Annotated in this window: 14 protein-coding genes; 2 read left to right on the top strand and 12 right to left on the bottom strand. The window is 42.1% G+C overall.

Going from position 1 to position 18,711, the window contains the following annotated elements; translation table 11 throughout:
* Positions 1-78 precede the first annotated feature (78 nt).
* Together LPB86_RS06210 and LPB86_RS06205 are read left to right on the top strand one after the other, a co-directional pair.
* Positions 79-867, top strand: coding sequence for an NAD(P)H-dependent oxidoreductase (locus LPB86_RS06210; RefSeq protein ID WP_230641873.1), 789 nt, complete (start codon positions 79-81; stop codon positions 865-867).
* A 69-nt stretch (positions 868-936) separates the two neighbouring features.
* Positions 937-1,548, top strand: coding sequence for an NAD(P)H-dependent oxidoreductase (locus LPB86_RS06205; protein WP_230641872.1), 612 nt, complete (start codon positions 937-939; stop codon positions 1,546-1,548).
* A 47-nt stretch (positions 1,549-1,595) separates the two neighbouring features.
* Here the strand turns inward: LPB86_RS06205 and LPB86_RS06200 are convergent, their stop codons facing one another.
* The 12 genes from LPB86_RS06200 to LPB86_RS06145 form a co-directional block, all read right to left on the bottom strand.
* Positions 1,596-2,621: a TlpA disulfide reductase family protein gene (locus LPB86_RS06200; protein WP_230641871.1), complete on the bottom strand. Its 1,026-nt coding sequence runs from the start codon at positions 2,619-2,621 to the stop codon at positions 1,596-1,598.
* A gap of 2 nt (positions 2,622-2,623) precedes the next feature.
* Positions 2,624-3,703 carry a TlpA disulfide reductase family protein gene (locus tag LPB86_RS06195; protein ID WP_230641870.1) on the bottom strand — a complete coding sequence of 360 codons (1,080 nt, stop codon included), beginning with the start codon at positions 3,701-3,703 and terminating at the stop codon, positions 2,624-2,626.
* Between the two features lie 32 nt (positions 3,704-3,735).
* Positions 3,736-4,638, bottom strand: coding sequence for a serine protease (locus tag LPB86_RS06190; RefSeq protein ID WP_230641869.1), 903 nt, complete (start codon positions 4,636-4,638; stop codon positions 3,736-3,738).
* Positions 4,639-4,641: 3 nt separating this feature from the next.
* Positions 4,642-5,763: a TlpA disulfide reductase family protein gene (locus LPB86_RS06185; protein ID WP_230641868.1), complete on the bottom strand. Its 1,122-nt coding sequence runs from the start codon at positions 5,761-5,763 to the stop codon at positions 4,642-4,644.
* A 24-nt stretch (positions 5,764-5,787) separates the two neighbouring features.
* The gene (locus tag LPB86_RS06180) at positions 5,788-6,909 is read right to left on the bottom strand and encodes an AhpC/TSA family protein (RefSeq protein WP_230641867.1); all 1,122 of its coding nucleotides are present in this window, start codon (positions 6,907-6,909) and stop codon (positions 5,788-5,790) included.
* Between the two features lie 78 nt (positions 6,910-6,987).
* Complete coding sequence (locus tag LPB86_RS06175) at positions 6,988-8,103, bottom strand: TlpA disulfide reductase family protein (RefSeq protein WP_230641866.1); 1,116 nt, start codon at positions 8,101-8,103, stop codon at positions 6,988-6,990.
* A 4-nt stretch (positions 8,104-8,107) separates the two neighbouring features.
* Positions 8,108-10,222 carry a carboxy terminal-processing peptidase gene (locus LPB86_RS06170; RefSeq protein ID WP_230641865.1) on the bottom strand — a complete coding sequence of 705 codons (2,115 nt, stop codon included), beginning with the start codon at positions 10,220-10,222 and terminating at the stop codon, positions 8,108-8,110.
* A gap of 3 nt (positions 10,223-10,225) precedes the next feature.
* Positions 10,226-10,777 (bottom strand): TlpA disulfide reductase family protein, encoded by a 552-nt coding sequence (locus LPB86_RS06165; protein ID WP_230641864.1) that lies wholly within the window; start codon positions 10,775-10,777, stop codon positions 10,226-10,228.
* Positions 10,778-10,791: 14 nt separating this feature from the next.
* Entirely contained in the window at positions 10,792-11,820 is a 1,029-nt protein-coding gene (locus tag LPB86_RS06160; protein WP_230641863.1) for a DUF1735 domain-containing protein, read from the bottom strand.
* 26 nt (positions 11,821-11,846) lie between these two features.
* On the bottom strand, positions 11,847-13,247 hold the full coding sequence (locus LPB86_RS06155) for a RagB/SusD family nutrient uptake outer membrane protein (protein ID WP_230641862.1): 1,401 nt from the start codon (positions 13,245-13,247) through the stop codon (positions 11,847-11,849).
* 10 nt (positions 13,248-13,257) lie between these two features.
* A complete protein-coding gene (locus tag LPB86_RS06150; protein WP_230641861.1) occupies positions 13,258-17,358 on the bottom strand; it encodes a SusC/RagA family TonB-linked outer membrane protein in 4,101 nt (1,366 codons plus the stop codon).
* A 192-nt stretch (positions 17,359-17,550) separates the two neighbouring features.
* A complete protein-coding gene (locus LPB86_RS06145) occupies positions 17,551-18,702 on the bottom strand; it encodes a FecR family protein (protein ID WP_230641860.1) in 1,152 nt (383 codons plus the stop codon).
* Between the last annotated feature and the right edge of the window lie 9 nt (positions 18,703-18,711).

The raw sequence follows: 18,711 nt of genomic DNA, 5'->3' as shown, positions 1-18,711 counted from the left end.
TTGAAAGTCTTTAACATTGCGCCCCGTTTCTACCATAATTTTGTATTGCAATTAATTACTTACGCAATACAGATTAACATGGAAAATCAAAAAAATAAACCCACATCATCTGGTATTAAAAATCCTGATGTAAGCCGGCGGGCCTTCGTGACTAAAACATTCCTGGCAGGTGCCGCACTAACAATTGCCCCCCTGGCCTTTGTTCATGCTGGAGAACCTATTGCTAATCTCAAAAATCAAGCTAACAACTTCGTTTACAACAGAAACGATGAAACAAAAACTGTACTCATTATCAATACCCACCTTACTTATCCTGGCTGGTCTGAAGGAAAACTTAATAAATCATTTGTTGACCTGGCTAGAAAATTTTTTATTGAACAGGGATACAAGGTCATTGAGACTAAAGTAGAAGCAGGTTATGATGCAGCTGAAGAAGTTGAAAAGCATTTACAGGCAGACCTGGTTATTTTGCAAACACCGGTCAATTGGATCAGTACACCATGGATCTATAAAAAATATGTTGACGAGGTTTTTAATAGCGGCCTTCAAAGCAAAAAGTTACTTTCTGGAGATGGACGTGTTGCCGGCGACCCCAGCAAACAATACGGTACAGGCGGAAACATGAAAGGAAAAAAGTTTATGATATGTGCAACCTGGAACGCAGCAGAAAAAGATTTCAATGATCCTTCACAATACCTCTACCAGGGTAAGGGTCCGGCAGATGTATTTTACAACATCACAACCAATTACCGGTTTTCAGGGTACGAAATTCTGGAAGGTTACAATTGTTTCGACATCTTTCACAACACGCAGATCAAGGAAGATTTGGAAAAATACCCTGCGCACCTAAAGAAAATCATCAAATAAACTGATAAATACCACACACCAGCGTTAATGAACGAGGTGAATGAGAAATTTATAGCAACATTAATAAAAATGGAAAACAATAAAAAAGTCCTCTTAATCAATACACATCTTAAGTATCCCAATTGGTCAGAAGGCACACTAAATGATGCATTTCATCAAATTGCGAAGGACTTCTTCACTAACAAGGGGTACCATGTGCTCGAAACTAAGGTAGAGGAGGGATACAAGGCAGAAGAGGAAGTAGAAAAACATTTACAAGCAGAGATTATCATATTGCAGACACCAATTAATTGGTTTGGCGCACCCTGGATCTATAAAAAATATGTAGACGAAGTATTTAACAGTGGGCTACAAAGCAAAAAATTCCTCACAGACGACGGAAGGACCAAATCCGATCCATCGCGGCAATACGGAACCGGTGGCCATTTACAAGGCAAAAAGTTCATGGTATGCGCAACATGGAATGCTCCTGAAGCCGCATTTGCTGATGCCTCCCAGATCTTATTCCGTGGCCTTAGCACAGCTGACTTTTTTGTTCAGATTACCAGCAATTATCGTTTTTGCGGAGTGGAAGTTGTTACAGACTATAACAGTTTCGACATTTTTAAGAATGGCGACCCTGACAAAGATCTAAAAAACTATCCTATACACTTGAGCAATGTATTCCTGAACCACCCATAATTTGGCAGCAGTTTACACTGCCGCCAAATCTAAATAAGGAATTAATACTACTTAAGTATCTCTGCCAGTTTCGCTTGCAGATCTTCACCTCGTAAATCTTTTCCGATAATTTTTCCTGTTGGGTCTAGCAGAAAGTTGGCAGGAATAGCCTTTACATGATAAAGCTGGGCAACGTAGCTCCCCCAACCACGAAGATCAGAAACATGCGCCCAGGCCAAGCCATCTTTTGCTATGGCATTTACCCAATTCTTTTTGCCATCTTCCCCACCATCCAGAGATACACCAAGTACGGTAAATTTCTTGTCTTTGAACTTTTCAAAAGCTTTAACCACATTGGGGTTTTCCTGCCTGCATGGAACACACCAGCTGGCCCAAAAATCGATCAGCACATATTTACCTTTAAAAGAAGCCAGACTCACATCTTCCCCTTTTACATTCTTTAAGGTGAAATCAGGAGCCTGATCTCCTATAGCAAACGCCCTGGCCTTACCGATTAAAGACATAAAAGACTGCCCCGCTTTGGAAGCTTTAAGTTCAGGATTTAAGCTACTAAACAATGTATTGGCCTTTTCCGCATCCCTTTCCTTTGTAAATAAGCCACGTAAAACATCCAGGCTGACCAGTGACTTTGGATGATTTTTTATAAACATTTCCTCAGTCGTATTTTTTGAGGCCATCATGCTCAGCATTTCTTGCTGATCCTTATTTAATGGCGTACCACCAATTTTCCCCTTCAACATCGAACCATCCGGAGAAGAAAAAGATATTGTGCCCTCTTCTAAATAAACACCGATCTGATCAGCACTTGGCCTGGAAAACAACCGTTCTCCGTTTCGGGCAACCATCATATATCCTTTCATCGGTACAGATACCTTACCTTTGATGCTGAACTTACCATTAGCCTGCACAGTAGCAGAGTCAAATTGCATCTTCCCGGATTCCTGATAAACCACATAAGCCGTAGCAGGCAATTTCACGTTACCCATTGTGCCATTAATGGTGTATTGTTGTTGAGCTAAAGCCGCAAAAGGTAATGCAGCCAGCAGCATGATCATTGCATTTTTCATCATCATCTTTAGTTTTTAGTCACTAATAATTCCTTAAGTTTTTTGTCCAGCAGTATGCCCCTTAAATCCCTGGCCACAATATTTCCATTCGGGTCAATCAATAAAGAACTTGGAATACCTTTCAATCCGTAATAAACCGGTAATTCTCCCTTCCAGGCTTTTAAATCGCACACTTGTGCCCAGGGCATTTTCATATCTACTATAGCTTCTTTCCACCTGGCATCACTATCATCCAATGAAATACTCAACACTTTGAAATTATAGTTTTTGTACTCGTTATAGGCCCTGATGATATTAGGGATTTCGGTACGGCAGGGTGCGCACCAACTGGCCCAGAAATCAATCAATACATACTTACCCTTAAAATCCGAAAGACTTATAGGCTTACCTTTGTCGTCGTTTTGCGTAAAAGCCAACATCTTTTCACCTATAGCACTGCGCTTCAGAATCAGCAGCCGTTCAGCAATACGTTTACCTTCTGAAGTTGATTTCATCTTTTTACTCAACAGTTCAAACATCCTGTTTACCTCTTCAAAGGTGCCCAATCTTGAATATTCACTAACTAAGCTTAAACTGAACGCACTTTGCCTGTGACTGGCAACATGACTACAGGCCAGCTCATATTTTCTCCTGATGAGGTCAGCAACTTTCGCTTCTAACTCCAATTCAGCAGCTCCTTCTAACTTACCATATTTTGGGAAAAGTGGTTTTTCTTCTTCCGCCAAAGGTTTCAATAGTTGTGCGTAGACCAAGGCCTCATCATTTGTTTTAGAACCTGTAACCCTAAGCGTTTCCAGAGAATCCCTGCTCCCGGTTATGGTCATCCTGCCTGGCTCTACAAAGATCCAGGTGGCCCTTCCCGGAAAAATCATCATGACCTTCTGCGCTTCAGTTACCGGTGCTTCCCAGATAAATTTCCCTTCCTTAACTTTTACAGTAACAGTTTTGGAAACTTCCCCTTCATAGTATTGGATAATTACCTGCGAATTGCCGAGTTTCTTTAGATCCCCGCTAACATGGACCTGGCCAAAAGAAACGCCTGTAAAGCAAATCAATGAAATTAGTACCAAAGCTAAAAAATGTCTCATATACGTTTGTGTTTAAAATAATTGTCAGTACCTTATTGAAGCTGGATTAAACTGCGAATTGACCGCACGGGTATAGTTGTTTTTATGACCATCTGTAAATTACCCTGTGGTTGGTTTTGGGCATAAATAGAATGCGTGGTAGATACCATTCCAACCATATTTCCCCGGTCGTCCAGGATAGGTCCTCCGCTAGAACCCTTTGCATAGTCAGCCGTAATTTCCATCCGGTCGCCCATCGGCCCTATTTTATGATCAGCAGTATTCCGTGCCACAACACCTTTGCTGTAATAATATAGATAATTCTCGGGATTGGTAATCGTATGAACACTTTCACCTACCTCAAGATCCGATCCCAGGGGAATGGGTTTTAATTCATCATTTCCCGTGTTTATTTTAAATACGGCAGCATCAGCATTTTGATTGTAGGCCAAAATCTTTTCAATCGGATAAATATCACCTTTTAAATTCACCACAAAAGTAAGACTGTCAGCAGGTGGCAAATTTGCCTTAAAGCTGATAAAATTCATAAAAACATGCCAGTTAGACACACATACGCCATCTGCAGTGATAGCCGTAGCGGTAGCATATAGCTGAATTCTTTCTGGTTTCCCTTCCTCAGCCTTGAAATATTTACAAATCATTAATACCCCGTCTTTTCTGGCTTTAAAAAGCTGTGACCCTTTAAGCTCTTTTTTACCAGGCTTCGGCAATGATTTTATAGCAGCCTTCGAATCAGGGGCTAGAGCGAGTGTTTGGTTCCTCAATTCTGCAGATCCAACAAAAGCTTTTTCTGATTGCGTTTTCTTGAGATTTATCAACACACGATCAAGCAGTTCGTTGTAATCAACATAAGTATCCTCCTTCACCGTTTGTGCAGAAACGGCGAATTGTAAAGAAAAGAGCACTGCCAGAAGCAGATAAACGTATTTCATCATCCCTTATTTAAGTATAGCGGCAAGTTTTGCATTAAGCTCGTCGCCACGTAAATTCTTTCCGATAATTTTTCCGGTCGGATCCAACAGAAAGTTAGTCGGCACTGCATTAACATGATAGAGTTGCGCGGCAACGTTCCCCCAGCCTTTCAAATCACAAACTTGTTCCCAGGTAAGGCCATCTTTTGCAATCGCATCCATCCAGTTCTTTTTACCATTTTCTCCGCTATCTAATGAAACACCGAGGATAGTAAACTTGCTGGCTTTATATTTTTCGTATGCCTTAACTACAGTTGGGTTCTCTTGCCTGCAGGGACCGCACCAGCTCGCCCAAAAATCAAGGAGTACATATTTTCCTTTAAAGGAGGCTAAACTTACATCCTCGCCTTTTACATTCTTCATCACAAAATCCGGCCCAATATTCCCTATCATTAAAGCACCTGCCTTTTCTATTGCAGACAAGTAAGATTTACCCTCTTTAGAATCCTTAAGTTCAGCACTTAAACCATTAAATAAACTCTTGGCCTTTTCAGAGTCCTGCTCTGGATTAAAAGACATTCGTAACAAACCAAGACTAACTATAGAACCGGTATGGCTTCTAATAAACTGTTCCTGAATCCCTTTCTGAGAAGCAGCAACACTTTCGTACAATTTCTGAATCTTTGCCTTTTCTTCAACATGACCTTCGGCTTTCTTTGAGGCAAGCTCAAGTTCCTTTCCTCTTTTGGTAAAAGGTGCTAGCATATCCCTCAGTTCCTGCTGATCGTTATTCAGGGGAGTCCCTCCAATCTTTGCTTTGAACATTGAATCTGGAGTTGCAAATTCAATTGTCCCCTTCTCAAGGTAAATGCCAATCTGATCAGGTGCCGGCTTTGAAAATAATTTCTCGCCGCTTTGGGCAACCATTACAAATGCTTTAGTAGGCACCTTAACAGTGCCTTTAATATTAAACCGGCCATCATGTTGTACTGTGGCAGAATCATAGTGCATCTTTGCAGATTGCTGATAAACTACATAGGCTGTGGCCGGAAGTTTCACGTTACCGATGCTTCCGCTAATGGTAAATTCTTGTTGTGCCAGGGCCGCAAAAGGAAGTCCTGCAATTATTGTAAAAATAATTTTTTTCATTGTATTTGGTTTAACTAAGCATTCTTATAAAAGTATCGCCTCAAGTTTGGCTTCAAGTTCCTTACCGTATAAGTTTTTGCCTATAATGTTTCCTGTAGGATCTAACAAAAAATTTGCAGGGATCGCTTCAATATGGTAAAGCCTTGCAGCATAATTATCCCAACCTCTTAGGTCAGATACTTGTTCCCAAACCAGGCCATCTTTATTAATCGCTTCCATCCATTTTTCTTTTGCATCATCACCTGTATCTAATGAGACACCAAGGATAGTAAAGTTTTTAGCTTTATATTTTTCATATGCTTTTACCACATTCGGATTTTCTCTCCTGCAAGGGCCACACCAGCTGGCCCAAAAATCAACCAGAACATATCTGCCCCTGAACGAAGTCAGGCTGACATCCTCATCTTTGGTATTTTTCAGCGTAAAATCAGGTGCAATATGCCCAACAGTCAAAGCGTTCGCCTTATCGATCAAGCCCGAATAAATTTTTCCTTCTGCAGTAGCACGAAGCGTTGGACTTAGACTATTAAACAAAGCCGCTGCTTTTTCAGAATCCTGATCTGGATTGAAGGAAGATTGTAGTAGGTTAATACTTACCAAAGAAGTAGAATGACTCTTGATAAAGTCTTCCTGAACCTTTATCCGGGATTTTCGCATAGTCTGAAATTGATCTTCCAGCCGCAACTGTTCCTCCATATTGCCTTGCGCTTTTTTAAAATCCGCAAATAATTGCAGCTCTGTTTTCTTAAAAGGAGCTAATAATGAGACCAATTCCTGCTGAATCTTGTTTAAAGGTGTACCATCCAATTTTGCCCTGAACAACGAATCGGGTGTAGATATTATGGTGTTTCCGCTTTCAAGATAAACATCCATTTTGTCCTGAGAAGGCCCTGTATTTACATGTTTACCATTTTGTCCAAGCATAACCACTGCTTTCATCGGCCTGGACACAGTGCCTTTTAGCACAAATTTTCCGTTTGGCTGCACCACCGCGGAGTCAAACTGCATTTTATCATTCTCCTTATAAGCAACAAAAGCGATAGCCGGTAACTTTACATTTGCAACTGTACCGTTAATGGTGTATTGTTGTTGCGCCGCAGCAAAACAAGGTATTGTCGCCATCAATGCAATTATTGCTTTTTTCATATTCATCATGATCTGTTTCTATTTGTATGTATCAGTAAAAATGCCTCCCTATGCAAGAATATAAGCAGGCATATGTTATTACAAAATGTCCTTCAATTGCTCTGTAAGCGCATCGCCATCTATGTCGCGTGCAATGATTTTACCTGTAGGGTCAATTAAAAAATTAGCGGGGATGGCATTGACTTTATAAAGCCGGGCCACCGCACTCTGCCAGGCTTGCAATTCAGAAACCTGCTCCCATTTCAGGCCATCTTTAGCAATCGCTTCCATCCATTGTTTTTTACCATCCTTCCCTCCATCAAGAGATACGCCCAAAATGGTAAAGTTCTTGTCCTTAAAAGTTTCAAAACATGCCACCAAACCAGGATTTAGTTTTCGGCAGGGAATGCACCAGCTTGCCCAAAAGTCTACAAGGACATATTTCCCTCTGTAGGAAGCCAGTGAAATGTTCTCGTCCCTGGTATTTTTCAATGTGAAGTCTGGGGCCAGGCTACCTAATTCAATAGATTTGGCTTCTGTAAGCGCATCCTTGTAAACCAGCCCATTTTTAGAATTCTGTAATTCTGCGGTTAAACTAGCAAAAAGGCTCCGCGCGTTAACCATATCCTTTATAGGATCAACTGCTGTAAGCAGCAGGTTCAAGCTCACTAAGGAATTAGAATGGCTTTTAACAAAAAAAACAATCGCTTCCTTGTTCTTCTTTTCCAGCGCTAAATATTCAGTTTTGATTTTTGTCTGCTCACTTGGATTGCCCTTAGCATTGTCATAATCAGCTACCATTAATTTAGTTGAGACTTTAAAAGGCTCCAAAAGATTGACAAGCTGCTGCTGCTCATCATTAAGTTTCGTCCCTCCTACAGTAGCATGCGTCAATGAATCTGTCCCCTTAACGGTTACCGTTCCATTTTCAAGGTAAACCGCTACCTTATCCTGCCCATCCAGACTTTTAATTGGTGCACCAGTGGGGCTCAACAATACATAGGCCTTCATCTGCTCCGCCTGGGTACCTTTAAAAGTAAATGTTTTACCAACCAAAGTTGCCGAATCCTGTCTGATCTCCTTATTTAGCATATAATTTAGATAGGCTTTAGCTTGTGGACTAACGTTTTTCAGGTAGACTTTAATTGTATAATTTTGCTGTGCTATCCCTAAAAATGGCAATGCTGCCAGCATACACGTTATAATTTTTTTCATGCTTTCATCGTGTTCTATTTGTATTTAAAAAGATAAAATCTGTCAGGATCCTACCAGCCTCCAACTTCATAAAATCCAGGTCATCCGTTTTAGTCCGGATTTCCCCTGCCTTTAAAACTGGCAGTCCAATGGCCGTCCGAAGTTTGTTGCTTTGCGCTAATGTTGCCGCAGCATTCTGATCACGCATCAATTTAAATTCCTTCACATTTAGTGGCACAGTGGTTATAAATTCGTGTTCCTGGTAAAAGCCGATCATCTCACCATACGCCTTGTAAGCCTGGCTTCGCTGGTTACGTGTCTTATACATATTGGTTAGTACAGGCATAATCATATCCAATGAACCCAATTTAACATATTCACTTTTTCTGATGGTATCCCAGGGCAGGGCTGATGGTTCATTGTCTTCACCATATTTTGAAGTTGCAATAAATGACTGCATTTCTATATCCGGACTAACGCCCTTATGTTGGGTTGAACTACCGGTAATGCGGTAGAACTTGCCCGTTGTAACATTAAGCTGGCCAAGTTTGTCCTGTGTTTTTGCCACACCGGGAGCACTAACCCGTAATCCTGTTAATCCCGGTAAATCACGGTCCAGGTTTACCTGCGCCTGCACAGTGCCTTTACCATACGTTTGCGAACCTAAAATAAGCCCACGTCCATAATCTTGTATTGCAGCCGCAAAAATCTCCGATGCCGATGCGCTCCTTCGGTCTACCAACACCGCCAAAGGGCCATTGTAATAAACTGAAGTGTCTCTGTCTTCATAAACCTGAATTTTCTGGCTCAAATCCTTTACCTGTACCACCGGGCCTGAATGGATAAAAAGTCCTGTCAGGGAAATCACTTCATTCAATGATCCGCCGCCATTGCCGCGCAAGTCTATCATAATTCCGTCCACCATTTTCTGTTTTAAAGTATCCAATAATAGCTTTACATCTCTTGTAGTGCTTTTATAATTACTTTCCCTCCTTTGCGCAGCGGCATAATCCATATAAAAACCTGGTATACTGATCACGCCAATTTTAAGGTCCCTGCCATTTACTTTATAGCTGCGGACCTCTTGCTTAGCCGACTGGTCTTCTAATATGATCTTATCTCTCAGCACCTCAACAATCTGCGCTGCATCAGCAGTGGTTTTCCCTTTCGCCAGCAGCTTCAACTTTACAGTGGTTCCTTTAGGCCCGCGGATCAAGGCAATCGCATCATCTAATCTCCATCCAAAAATGTCCTGGAATTCACCATCCTTTCCCTGTGCAATCGCAAGTATCCGATCGTCAGGATTGATCATCCTTGTTTTATAAGCTGGCCCACCCGCAGTAATGGTCTTAATGGTTACAAATTCATTCTCCAATGCCAGTGCTGCACCAATTCCCTCTAAAGCCCTGGATGCCTCAATACTAAATTGAGCACTGTTAAAGGGTGTAAAATAGGCCACATGCGGATCAACAGAGGCGGTAAAGGCAGTCATAAATAACTGGAAAACATCCTGGCTTGAGGTTCTAGCAGATTGATTTAAGAGGGCTTGGTATCTTTTTCTAAGGATTTCTTTATTCTTCAGCAAATCCGGTTTCGCCAGCTGAAGCTCCAACAGGTCATATTTAACCCGCTGGCGCCAAAGCTTGTCCATTTCAGCCTGTGTCCGTATAAAAGGCAGTTTCCTGTGGTCAGGTGTATAAATCTCCCTCACACTAAAATTGAAATTGTTCAACAATTGTTTTATGGCATACTGAAACCTTTCTTCATACCGTATCTTATAAGTATTGTACATCGCAAATGCAGCACTGAGATTACCATCCCTAAGGTCTTCATCAAAATGGGTTTTGTACGGAATGAAACCGGCAACATCACTTGCCATCAGATAACTCCGATTCTGATCCATGCCTTTCAGGTATCTTTCAAAAACCAACACAGATAAAGAGTCATCCAATGCAACTTTTTTATAGTTATCGGTGCCTAGCATTTTCACCACCAATCTGCAAGCGGCCTGTTCACTCTCCGTTGGATGGAGCTCAGCCGTTTTATCATTCGGCTTACTAACTGCCCGCGCTGGAACATACACCACAGTAGCAAAAGCAACAGCGGTCATCAGGGCTTTTATTTGGGAAACTAATGTCATATGTTATATGCCCTTTAATTTATTGAGTTGTACTTCCAACTGGGGATCCTGAGGCTTAACTAATCTCAAATCAACAATACGGCTCTGTTTGTCCAGCAAAATATACCTTGGAATTCCTCTGACATCAAATCTGTAGTTAAATACCAGATCTTTCAATATCCATTGGTGTCCTTTCATCTTTGCCCCTTGCATGGCACCTTTCCATCTAAAATCATAGGTATCGGTTGAAATGCCGACAAAGGTGATCGCCTTGCCCTTCATTTTTTCTTCCAGGGCGGCCAGATAAGGCTGCTGCGCCCGACACGGGGCACACCAGGATGCCCATACATCAATAAAAACATATTTGCCTTTTAAATCGGTCAGACGGACATCCTTTCCACTGGTATCCCTAAAAACAAGATCATCCGGACATTTGTCACCTACCTTTAGCAAACTGCTGTCTCTTCTATTTTCAACTGCATGCGATACATTTGAAACAACCGGCTGCGCACAGCTGCCAAGCCAAAATGCTCCGGCGATCATACACCCAGTTAACAGATTAGTTGTCATCATCATTTTATTTATCGTAACTATTGAACCAAAATCCTCACCAATACCTTAGCCGTATCTGCTGCCAAAGGCGCTACACCATAATCGGAACCAGTGTGTTGTATCAGCTTAAGCCCCATAAAATTATACGAACCACTTACGAGCAGCGCTTTATTAGGATACGAGACCACCAAACTATCCCTACTCAACATAGAGGTTACAGGAACCTTAACCAGGTTTTTTGTTAATGCGTAAACCTGTCGTGACATTCGCACACCAAAATATCTATTGGCAGTCATTATCGCATCAACTTCTGCGTCCGTCATCAGCGCTGCCTCAACATCCGTTTCATGAACAGGGAAAATCGTATTTAAGCTCACGCGGAATTTCAATTGATCCGGGCAAGTATTGGTACAAAATACATTCATCATCCCTCCCGGAACTACACCAATGGTCATATAAGGAAAGCGCGAAATACCCTGAATGCGGGCATTGAGTTGCGCAATTGTAAAGAAGTATTTTATATAAACTACCTCAGAGCTTAGCTTAGCATTTCCTTTGGTGGATAAACGTACCGGAACCAGGTAAACGGTCCTGTCCACCAATACAGTACCATTTACTAAGGTAACATGCAGGGAATCCTTTAACTGGCTTTCGCCCGCAGCAACAGGAAATTTACCATTGTTTGATACCGTAAAAGCACCCACAGGGACAACGGGATTGCGCTCGTTATGCAAACTATTGTAGGTAGCAACCAGCGAAGGATCTATCGTTGCGGTTACAGTATCCTGCGAACCGGCAGACTGACTTAACATAATGGGCATTCCCATGAAATTCCGGTCCAAACTGTATCCATTACCATTCAGGTAAACCAGGTTGCCGGTTTGAACGAAAGATGTAGTGCCGCCACCATTTAACGACAGTAAATCACGGTCCAGCTGCTTCTCTTTTGAACAAGAGCAGACAAACAATACCAAAAGGCTAAAAAGAATATTTTTGTGCAAACCTGCCGCAATAGCATTGCCGGTTAACAGGTTTTTATCATACCAGTTGTTTACTGCTGATCTCATAATACTTTATTTATAATTATAATTGACTACCTCGGATTTTGAACAATATTGGGATTGGCTGCCAGCACAGCGCTTGAAAAAGGTACTAAATAGCGAGGTGAACCTACAGGCAGGGTGGCAAGGGTTGCCCCTGCAGCATTTAACCTCACCAGAACCTTGCTACGTGAGGGTTCCTTATTTAATCGCTTCAGGTCAAACAAACGCAGTCCACCTTTAAAACACAATTCCCTTCTTCGCTCTCCAAGTACATAACTCAGGATATTCGATGCCGTATAGTTACGTGAAGTAGTTGAAAAACCACTAATTCTGTTGGTCCTGATTTGGTTGATTAGCAATCCAGCTGCCTGAAAGTTGCCACTGCGGGCTAAACATTCAGCTTTGATCAACATCATCTCCGGAACACTGATACTGGCATCAAATGCCATAACCTGTGGGTTCTGTGTATTCCCATTATAATTCCTGGTCGAATACCTTCCGGCACTAAACCTGGTGTTGAAACGCCGGTCTGCAGTTAAAGTACCGCCCAGACTATCCAGTAATGACTGTCCAATAATAAAGGTGGTGGCAAATGAGGAAACAAAACCTACATCAGTACTGATCCTGCCCAGTAAAACTTCCGGATTTAGGCTGAGGTCCTGGATCTGAACCGGGAAGAAAGTCTGGGTGGTCAAATTCAATAACCTGCTTTCCAGGATCAGTGAAGAATCTGCGTAAAGCAAAGCGTTTGTATAGTCATTGCGATACAAATATGCCCTGGCCAGCAAGCCATAACCTGCCGCCTTACCCGGATGGATCACATCTCTTCCTTTTGCAGGCAGAGCAGTATTAGCCACTGCCCTCTTTAAATCACCGATGATATTCTGATAAATATCTTCCACCCTGGCCCTTTCGGGACTTGCATATGAGTCGGGAGTAAGTACCAGCGGTACCCCAAGATCAGTAGCCGCGGTATTGGCATCGTAAGCAGGCCCGTAGGCATTTACCAATTGCAAGTAATAGGAGGCCCGGTTAATCAATGCCTGTGAGATGACTGTATTTTTTGCTTCAAGGGTATTCTGCCCATCAATAACCGCACTTTCTACACGGCTCAGGATCACATTCATTTGCAAAATCCTGGAATACGTATAATTGTACATCACGTCCAGTTGCGCGGGATACCACATCTCCGGCCCCCACAAATAGGTACGGCGGTAAAAGTTCTCCGCTACCAACAGTTGTGGAGCCGAGAAATCCACATCATCCGTCATAAGGTCCAGTGTAAAAAACTGGCTCCTGCTTAGGGAATCACTGTTCAAAACCTCCTGAAAATCTCTGATGGTAGTTGGGTTCACTGTTTGACTTGAAGGGAGCACATCCAGAAACTTTTTGCAGGAAATAAAGCTGCTTGTCACGATCAACATCAGTAAACCATAGGTAATATTTTTCATGCTATTGGTATTAAAAATTGACATTTATATTTAGTGAATATTGTTTTGGGATGGGTAAACCTAAAACACCCCTTCCGTCTACAACCGTAGGATCTATGTGATACTTGTTCATGTTCCAGGAAGTCAGGTTTTGGCCCGAGAGCGCAATGGTACAACCTTCTATGCCCAACCTTTTTACAAGGGTAGCTGGCAGGTTACAACCTATCATCAGTTCCTGCAGGCGCATGCTGTTTGCTGAAAGAATACTGTTCGTTCCATTTTGGGTAACTAAAGATCTGAAACCTAAATTACTACCATTACCTCCATCCATTCGCGGCACATCGGTGAAGTTTTCATCTCCAGGTTTACGCCATCTGTCTTTGATTAAGATGCTGGTTTCTGCAGCACCATTGGTAGGGTATGGAATATAGGTACGCATCACCGCACCAAAGTTAAACGTGATGGCTGTACGCATAAAGAAAGCTTTATACCTTAAATCATGGATAAAACCACCCGTCCAGGGTGCCCTGGCTTTTCCACTGTATACCATTGCACCAGCCACTGTGGCGGTATCCAGGACTGCTGTAGCCACGCCATTGGCGTTATAAATCTGCGGATTACCCTGGTTATTTAAGCCCGCCCAGTTCACACTCCAGATATTGGAGATGTCATAACCACTTCTGTACATTGTTGTAAATCCTGAAGATCCGTCGAAAACCGGATCTGGCACATTTTTGGCAATATTTTCATTGTAAGCTCCGTTCAGCGTAACCTGGTACGTTACATCCTTTGTATTTACTACCCTCACCCTAAAAAAAGCTTCCACACCTTTATTTGAAATTGTACTGTAGGTTGTCCTGCTGTTTAAGCCGGTAGATGGGTCTACAAGGGATGGTGTATTGTTATTAAGACCAGAGGTAATGCGGTTATAATAACGGAGGTCTATGGTATAAGTATCATTAACCATGGCCATTGTGGTATACAGTTCGTAACTTTTATTTCTTGGGGGTAGTAGCGAATAATTGCTGTTAACGGCCTGACTGTAGGAGCCATTTGATGCGACATTCGTGTTCATCACAATATTTAGGCCCTGATATGAACTGATGTCGTCCATTTTAAAACCAACATTGAACAGGTTGATCGATTTTGAACGAAAATACCTTTCGTGTGCAATGTCATATGTAAATCCACCATTCAACTGGGATTGACCCTCAGGAGACCTTGAATAGTTCAACTGCATGCGCAATAACGATTTACGCAACAAAGCGTTCAACCCGGCAGATAAATAACGTACGGTTACGATATTTGCGCCCGCAGCACTCAACGCACTCGGTGTTGTACTAAGTGTTTGCAGATTGCCGTTCCTGCGTTGGGTGTTGTAAGCAACATTAGCAGTTAAAGCACTATCCAGCAAACCAAAAGTCAGTTTTTGATAAATTGTAGTAGAAGACTGTCCTTGCTGTTGCAGGGGCTGAGCGCCATTGATCCAGATCGCATAGTTACCCCATACAGGCTGCTGGCTCCTGGTGTTGTTATAAACCGCAGGTGCATCGGGCATCTTTACACGGCTTAAACCTACAGAAAGCGATACATTTTTTACATATCTGGTGATTTTTTTAAAGATCAAACCTGTAACATCAGCAGTCTGGTTGGTTAATTGCGAGTAGTCTGCCGTTGGGCTTGCCAGCGAATTTAAAATAGTATTATAAGTTCCACTAATAGTTAAGCGGTCTGTAAACTTGTATATCAGCCCTGCGTTTCCATTAAGGTTGCGGCTCTGTGTAGTGTCGCCATTCAATGGTATAGTTAGGTTGTATGGATACACGGTTGGCGAGGAAACCGCTGACAAAAGTGAATAATAGTTTTGTATCGGCCCTCTATTATTTGGGGTAGGTAAAAATATTGGGCTTCCAACCCCAGTTTCCTCATTGTAGCCATAAATAGTGGCGTTATTTGGCCGTGAATTATCCAAACTCGATGCTGCCCCTCCCACAGTCATACTGATTTGATGTTTACCAAATTTTTTCTCATACGAAAATCCTGAACGAATATTCAACTGTGTAGCTGACCTATCATTCATTTGCAGTACATCCCCATAAGGAACGTAGAAATTTACACCCGTAGGAAAATACTGCCCATAAGAATTCACCAATTGTCTGGTGAAACTGGATTCCTTTCCATTTACCTGGTTGGTTTTGTTACTTAAGCCGTCATAAAAAACGGAAGAAGACCAGGTTAAACCAGGTAAAAAGTTCCAGTTGGAGGTAAAGTTGGTTTTCTTTCTGTTCATCCTTGAAAGATTTCTGTTTACTCTTGCATCTTCCAGGATATTAACCCCATGATTGAAATATCCATTTCTTAAGAGAATATCATTATAGGCGGGAGAAAAGTTATCCGTGTAGTCATATACATAATTACCTGCATCATTGGTCAACATCTGGTAAGGCTCTATACGCGGATTTGCCGGCAAACTGGTCCCAGTTCTTGCCAGTTCATTAGAATAATTGATTAACCAGCTTATATTGAGCTTATTCTTGAAAAGACTGAATTCATTGTTTAAATTAACGTTTAAGGTTTTACTGTATGCCTTTACATCATGAGATTGCTCTGTAATATAGTTGCCAAGGAGGTTGAAGCGATAAATACTACCCCCTCCAGAGAGCCCAAGCGTGTGGTTTTGACCCCAGCGATCTTGCTGCATAGACTGGAGCTGGGCCTCATTGTCTAAACCTTTAAGCGAATCCAGGGTTTTTTCATATTGTGCCGGAGTAATCAATCCCTGCCTTCTTTGGGCGAAAAGCCGCTGTGCCGGTGTGAATCCCACACTGGTAGGGGTGTAAGGGACTTGAAAAACAGAATCCGCCTCCTTCAGATAGTCCAGATATTCGGGCGTAGAGGCGAGGCGAAGCTTTTGCCGGTCAAATTTTTGAGCGGGTTCGTAATTGAAATTGCCACTGTAGTTCACGGTGATCTTACCTTTTTTTGCAACCTTCGTTTTGATCAGGATCAAGCCGGCAGTAGCCCTTGTTCCCCATTTGATCAATTCCCGGGGATCTTTAATGACTTCCACAGACTCTACATTGCTCATGGGATAATTGGCCGGAAAACCTTCCTGCGGAAAACCGTCAATCACCACCAGCATTCCATCAGTTGAACCGGTAAAGCCATTGGCACCCCTTACCTGAGGTATAAGTACGGTAGAAGTCCTTGTAGTGGTATTGAGAATATAGCCGTCTAGTCGCCGGCCAGCCAGGAGTTGGTTGATGATGCGTTGCGCCTCTTCGGCACCTCTAAGGGCTGTAAACTCAGCCAAAGACATTCTAACAAACCGTTGGTATACCTGATTGTTTAATCTGGTAAAAAAAACATCAACACTGGTTACTACCCTGTTTGTTGAGGTTGCGGTTTGCAAAGTCAAGCCCGGCACTGTACCCTGCAAAACCTGCGAAAGGTTCATGTAACTCCTGTTGGTCAGGTCTACAAATTTATTGGGATTGGTAATCGCATTGTTAGCAGACTGGATGCTCACTTCTGCCAATTGATTGACACCTCCTTCCTTATCCCTCTTTAAGGATACCCTTAAAGCAGTAGAGTCCGTAAAACGGACAGACTGGTCAAAAAAACCAGGTTTAGATACGGTTACTGTTCCTGGCAGTGTTATGCCCAGAAATTCAAAATCTCCATTTTTATTGGTATAGGTCGTTCTGGCAGTAGTATCCAATGCCACGAAGGCATCCTCCATCGGCAGCTGATTTTCATCCAAAACCTGACCCCGAATGTTTCCAGTTCCTGTAATGATTACCTTTTTTCCTTTTTCCGTGGTGCCATTTTTAGCAGTGGGAATTTTTTTAATCCCTATGGTCTTCCCAAATATGGTAGATTCCAACCCCTTTCCGGCCAATAATATATTTAAAGCCTTTGCCAAGGAAACATTCGTCAGGTCAACAGTTACCTTTATATTTTCAATATCGGGCTTGTTGTTAAAAAATACGTATTTGGTTTGACGTTCAATTTCTGTAAAAACAGTTTGAAGTGGTGCATTTTCGTATTTCAGCGTAACCTCTTGTGCTTTTACAGAAGAGATCCCAAAAAAAAGGATAAAAAAAGCAAGGATTCGCCATGAATTATTCATAGTAGTATTTATTCGCCTCAATTTGAAGACGCGATTCAAATATAAAATCATTAATTTTGTCTGGTTTAGGTGTACATTGACATTGTTAGGTTCTTTGTAAGGTACTTAGATCATATCAGACCGGGGCGGTGCAGCGAACACTGGCCCGGTTATGATGAAGCCCTTTTGTGTTTAGTTGAGTAGTTGTTTAGGTCATAGGATAATTAGCTTAAGTTTTCCATTTTTATTTTTAAGTACTTGTGCCTGGATGCCGGTATAGTTGAGAATGTTGAGCAGTTCTCCCAGGCTTACCTCAGTCGGGATTTTTCCAATATACTCTACTAAGTTTCCGTTATGCTCATTCTCCACTTCCAGGTTATACCAGGAACCAATCTGGCCCAATACCTCCAGGGTGTTCTTTCCATTGAAAACAAAATAGCCGTCCTTCCAGCTCATTACTGCTGGTGCGTCCACTTTTAATACCTGCGTACCATCTCCTTTTAGTACAAGTTGCTGATTGGGCTTTATAATCACTTCCTTAAAGGCCTTATCTTTTGGTGTTACACTTACAGAACCCTCCACCAGTGTCGTCTTGGTGATCGGCGAAGCACCAATCGCACTTACATTGAATTTTGTGCCCAGTACTTTGATGGTTTGGTCTTTTGTTTTTACATAAAACCTGGAATGCTGCGCTGTCTTAAATACCTCAAAATACGCTTCGCCTTTCAAGGCTACAACACGATCATCCTTACCAAATGCCGCAGGGAAGGTGAAGCGGGAATTTGCGTTCACGTATACTTCTGTTCCATCTGAAAGTACCACCCCAAAATGCGTAGCTCCCGAAGTTTGAATGGTACTGCTCACTTGCCTTCCAGAATAGTTGGCTTGAGCAATGAATTGTATTTTTCCTGATTTTGTTTTCTGCATCTCCAGGCCTTTTTCAATCGGGAAAAATTTGCCTTCAACTATTGTATCCGGATTTACAATTTTACCGTTGGAAAACCTGATGAGCACATGTTGAGGCGAAGGCATCAAGGCCACCAATTCCGATTTTTCCAAAGGATGATAGGCAACCTCTATTATATAATAGGTATAAGAAAGTACACCTAAGAATAAGGCAGCTGCCGCAGCACCAAAATATTGGAACAACCGTCTTCTCTTAAATTGAATCCGGTTTTTCTTAATGGATTGCATTAAGCGGTTTTCCATTCTGGCCTTTACCTTTTCCAGTTCTGCCGGATTAAAATCTGTGGTCCCTGAGTCCAACAGTTTTTTATACCACTGTGCAATTACCAGCTCCTCCTGGGGGCTGCTTTGATCATTTAAATATTTCTTAAGAAGCCGCTTCGCCTTTTCTGTACTCATTTGTTTCCC

This window comes from Pedobacter sp. MC2016-14 (assembly GCF_020991475.1).
Lineage (GTDB): Bacteria > Bacteroidota > Bacteroidia > Sphingobacteriales > Sphingobacteriaceae > Pedobacter.
Note: the sequence above shows the minus strand (reverse complement) of the source record. Positions and strands in the feature narration are given on the sequence as shown.

Excerpts from the sequence above, each read along its gene's own strand:
- LPB86_RS06210 (WP_230641873.1), top strand. The coding sequence starts at position 79 with ATGGAAAATCAAAAAAATAAACCCACATCATCTGGTATTAAAAATCCT.
- LPB86_RS06205 (WP_230641872.1), top strand. The coding sequence starts at position 937 with ATGGAAAACAATAAAAAAGTCCTCTTAATCAATACACATCTTAAGTAT.
- LPB86_RS06200 (WP_230641871.1), bottom strand. The coding sequence starts at position 2,621 with ATGATGATGAAAAATGCAATGATCATGCTGCTGGCTGCATTACCTTTT.
- LPB86_RS06195 (WP_230641870.1), bottom strand. The coding sequence starts at position 3,703 with ATGAGACATTTTTTAGCTTTGGTACTAATTTCATTGATTTGCTTTACA.
- LPB86_RS06190 (WP_230641869.1), bottom strand. The coding sequence starts at position 4,638 with ATGATGAAATACGTTTATCTGCTTCTGGCAGTGCTCTTTTCTTTACAA.
- LPB86_RS06185 (WP_230641868.1), bottom strand. The coding sequence starts at position 5,763 with ATGAAAAAAATTATTTTTACAATAATTGCAGGACTTCCTTTTGCGGCC.
- LPB86_RS06180 (WP_230641867.1), bottom strand. The coding sequence starts at position 6,909 with ATGAAAAAAGCAATAATTGCATTGATGGCGACAATACCTTGTTTTGCT.
- LPB86_RS06175 (WP_230641866.1), bottom strand. The coding sequence starts at position 8,103 with ATGAAAAAAATTATAACGTGTATGCTGGCAGCATTGCCATTTTTAGGG.
- LPB86_RS06170 (WP_230641865.1), bottom strand. The coding sequence starts at position 10,222 with ATGACATTAGTTTCCCAAATAAAAGCCCTGATGACCGCTGTTGCTTTT.
- LPB86_RS06165 (WP_230641864.1), bottom strand. The coding sequence starts at position 10,777 with ATGATGATGACAACTAATCTGTTAACTGGGTGTATGATCGCCGGAGCA.
- LPB86_RS06160 (WP_230641863.1), bottom strand. The coding sequence starts at position 11,820 with ATGAGATCAGCAGTAAACAACTGGTATGATAAAAACCTGTTAACCGGC.
- LPB86_RS06155 (WP_230641862.1), bottom strand. The coding sequence starts at position 13,247 with ATGAAAAATATTACCTATGGTTTACTGATGTTGATCGTGACAAGCAGC.
- LPB86_RS06150 (WP_230641861.1), bottom strand. The coding sequence starts at position 17,358 with ATGAATAATTCATGGCGAATCCTTGCTTTTTTTATCCTTTTTTTTGGG.
- LPB86_RS06145 (WP_230641860.1), bottom strand. The coding sequence starts at position 18,702 with ATGAGTACAGAAAAGGCGAAGCGGCTTCTTAAGAAATATTTAAATGAT.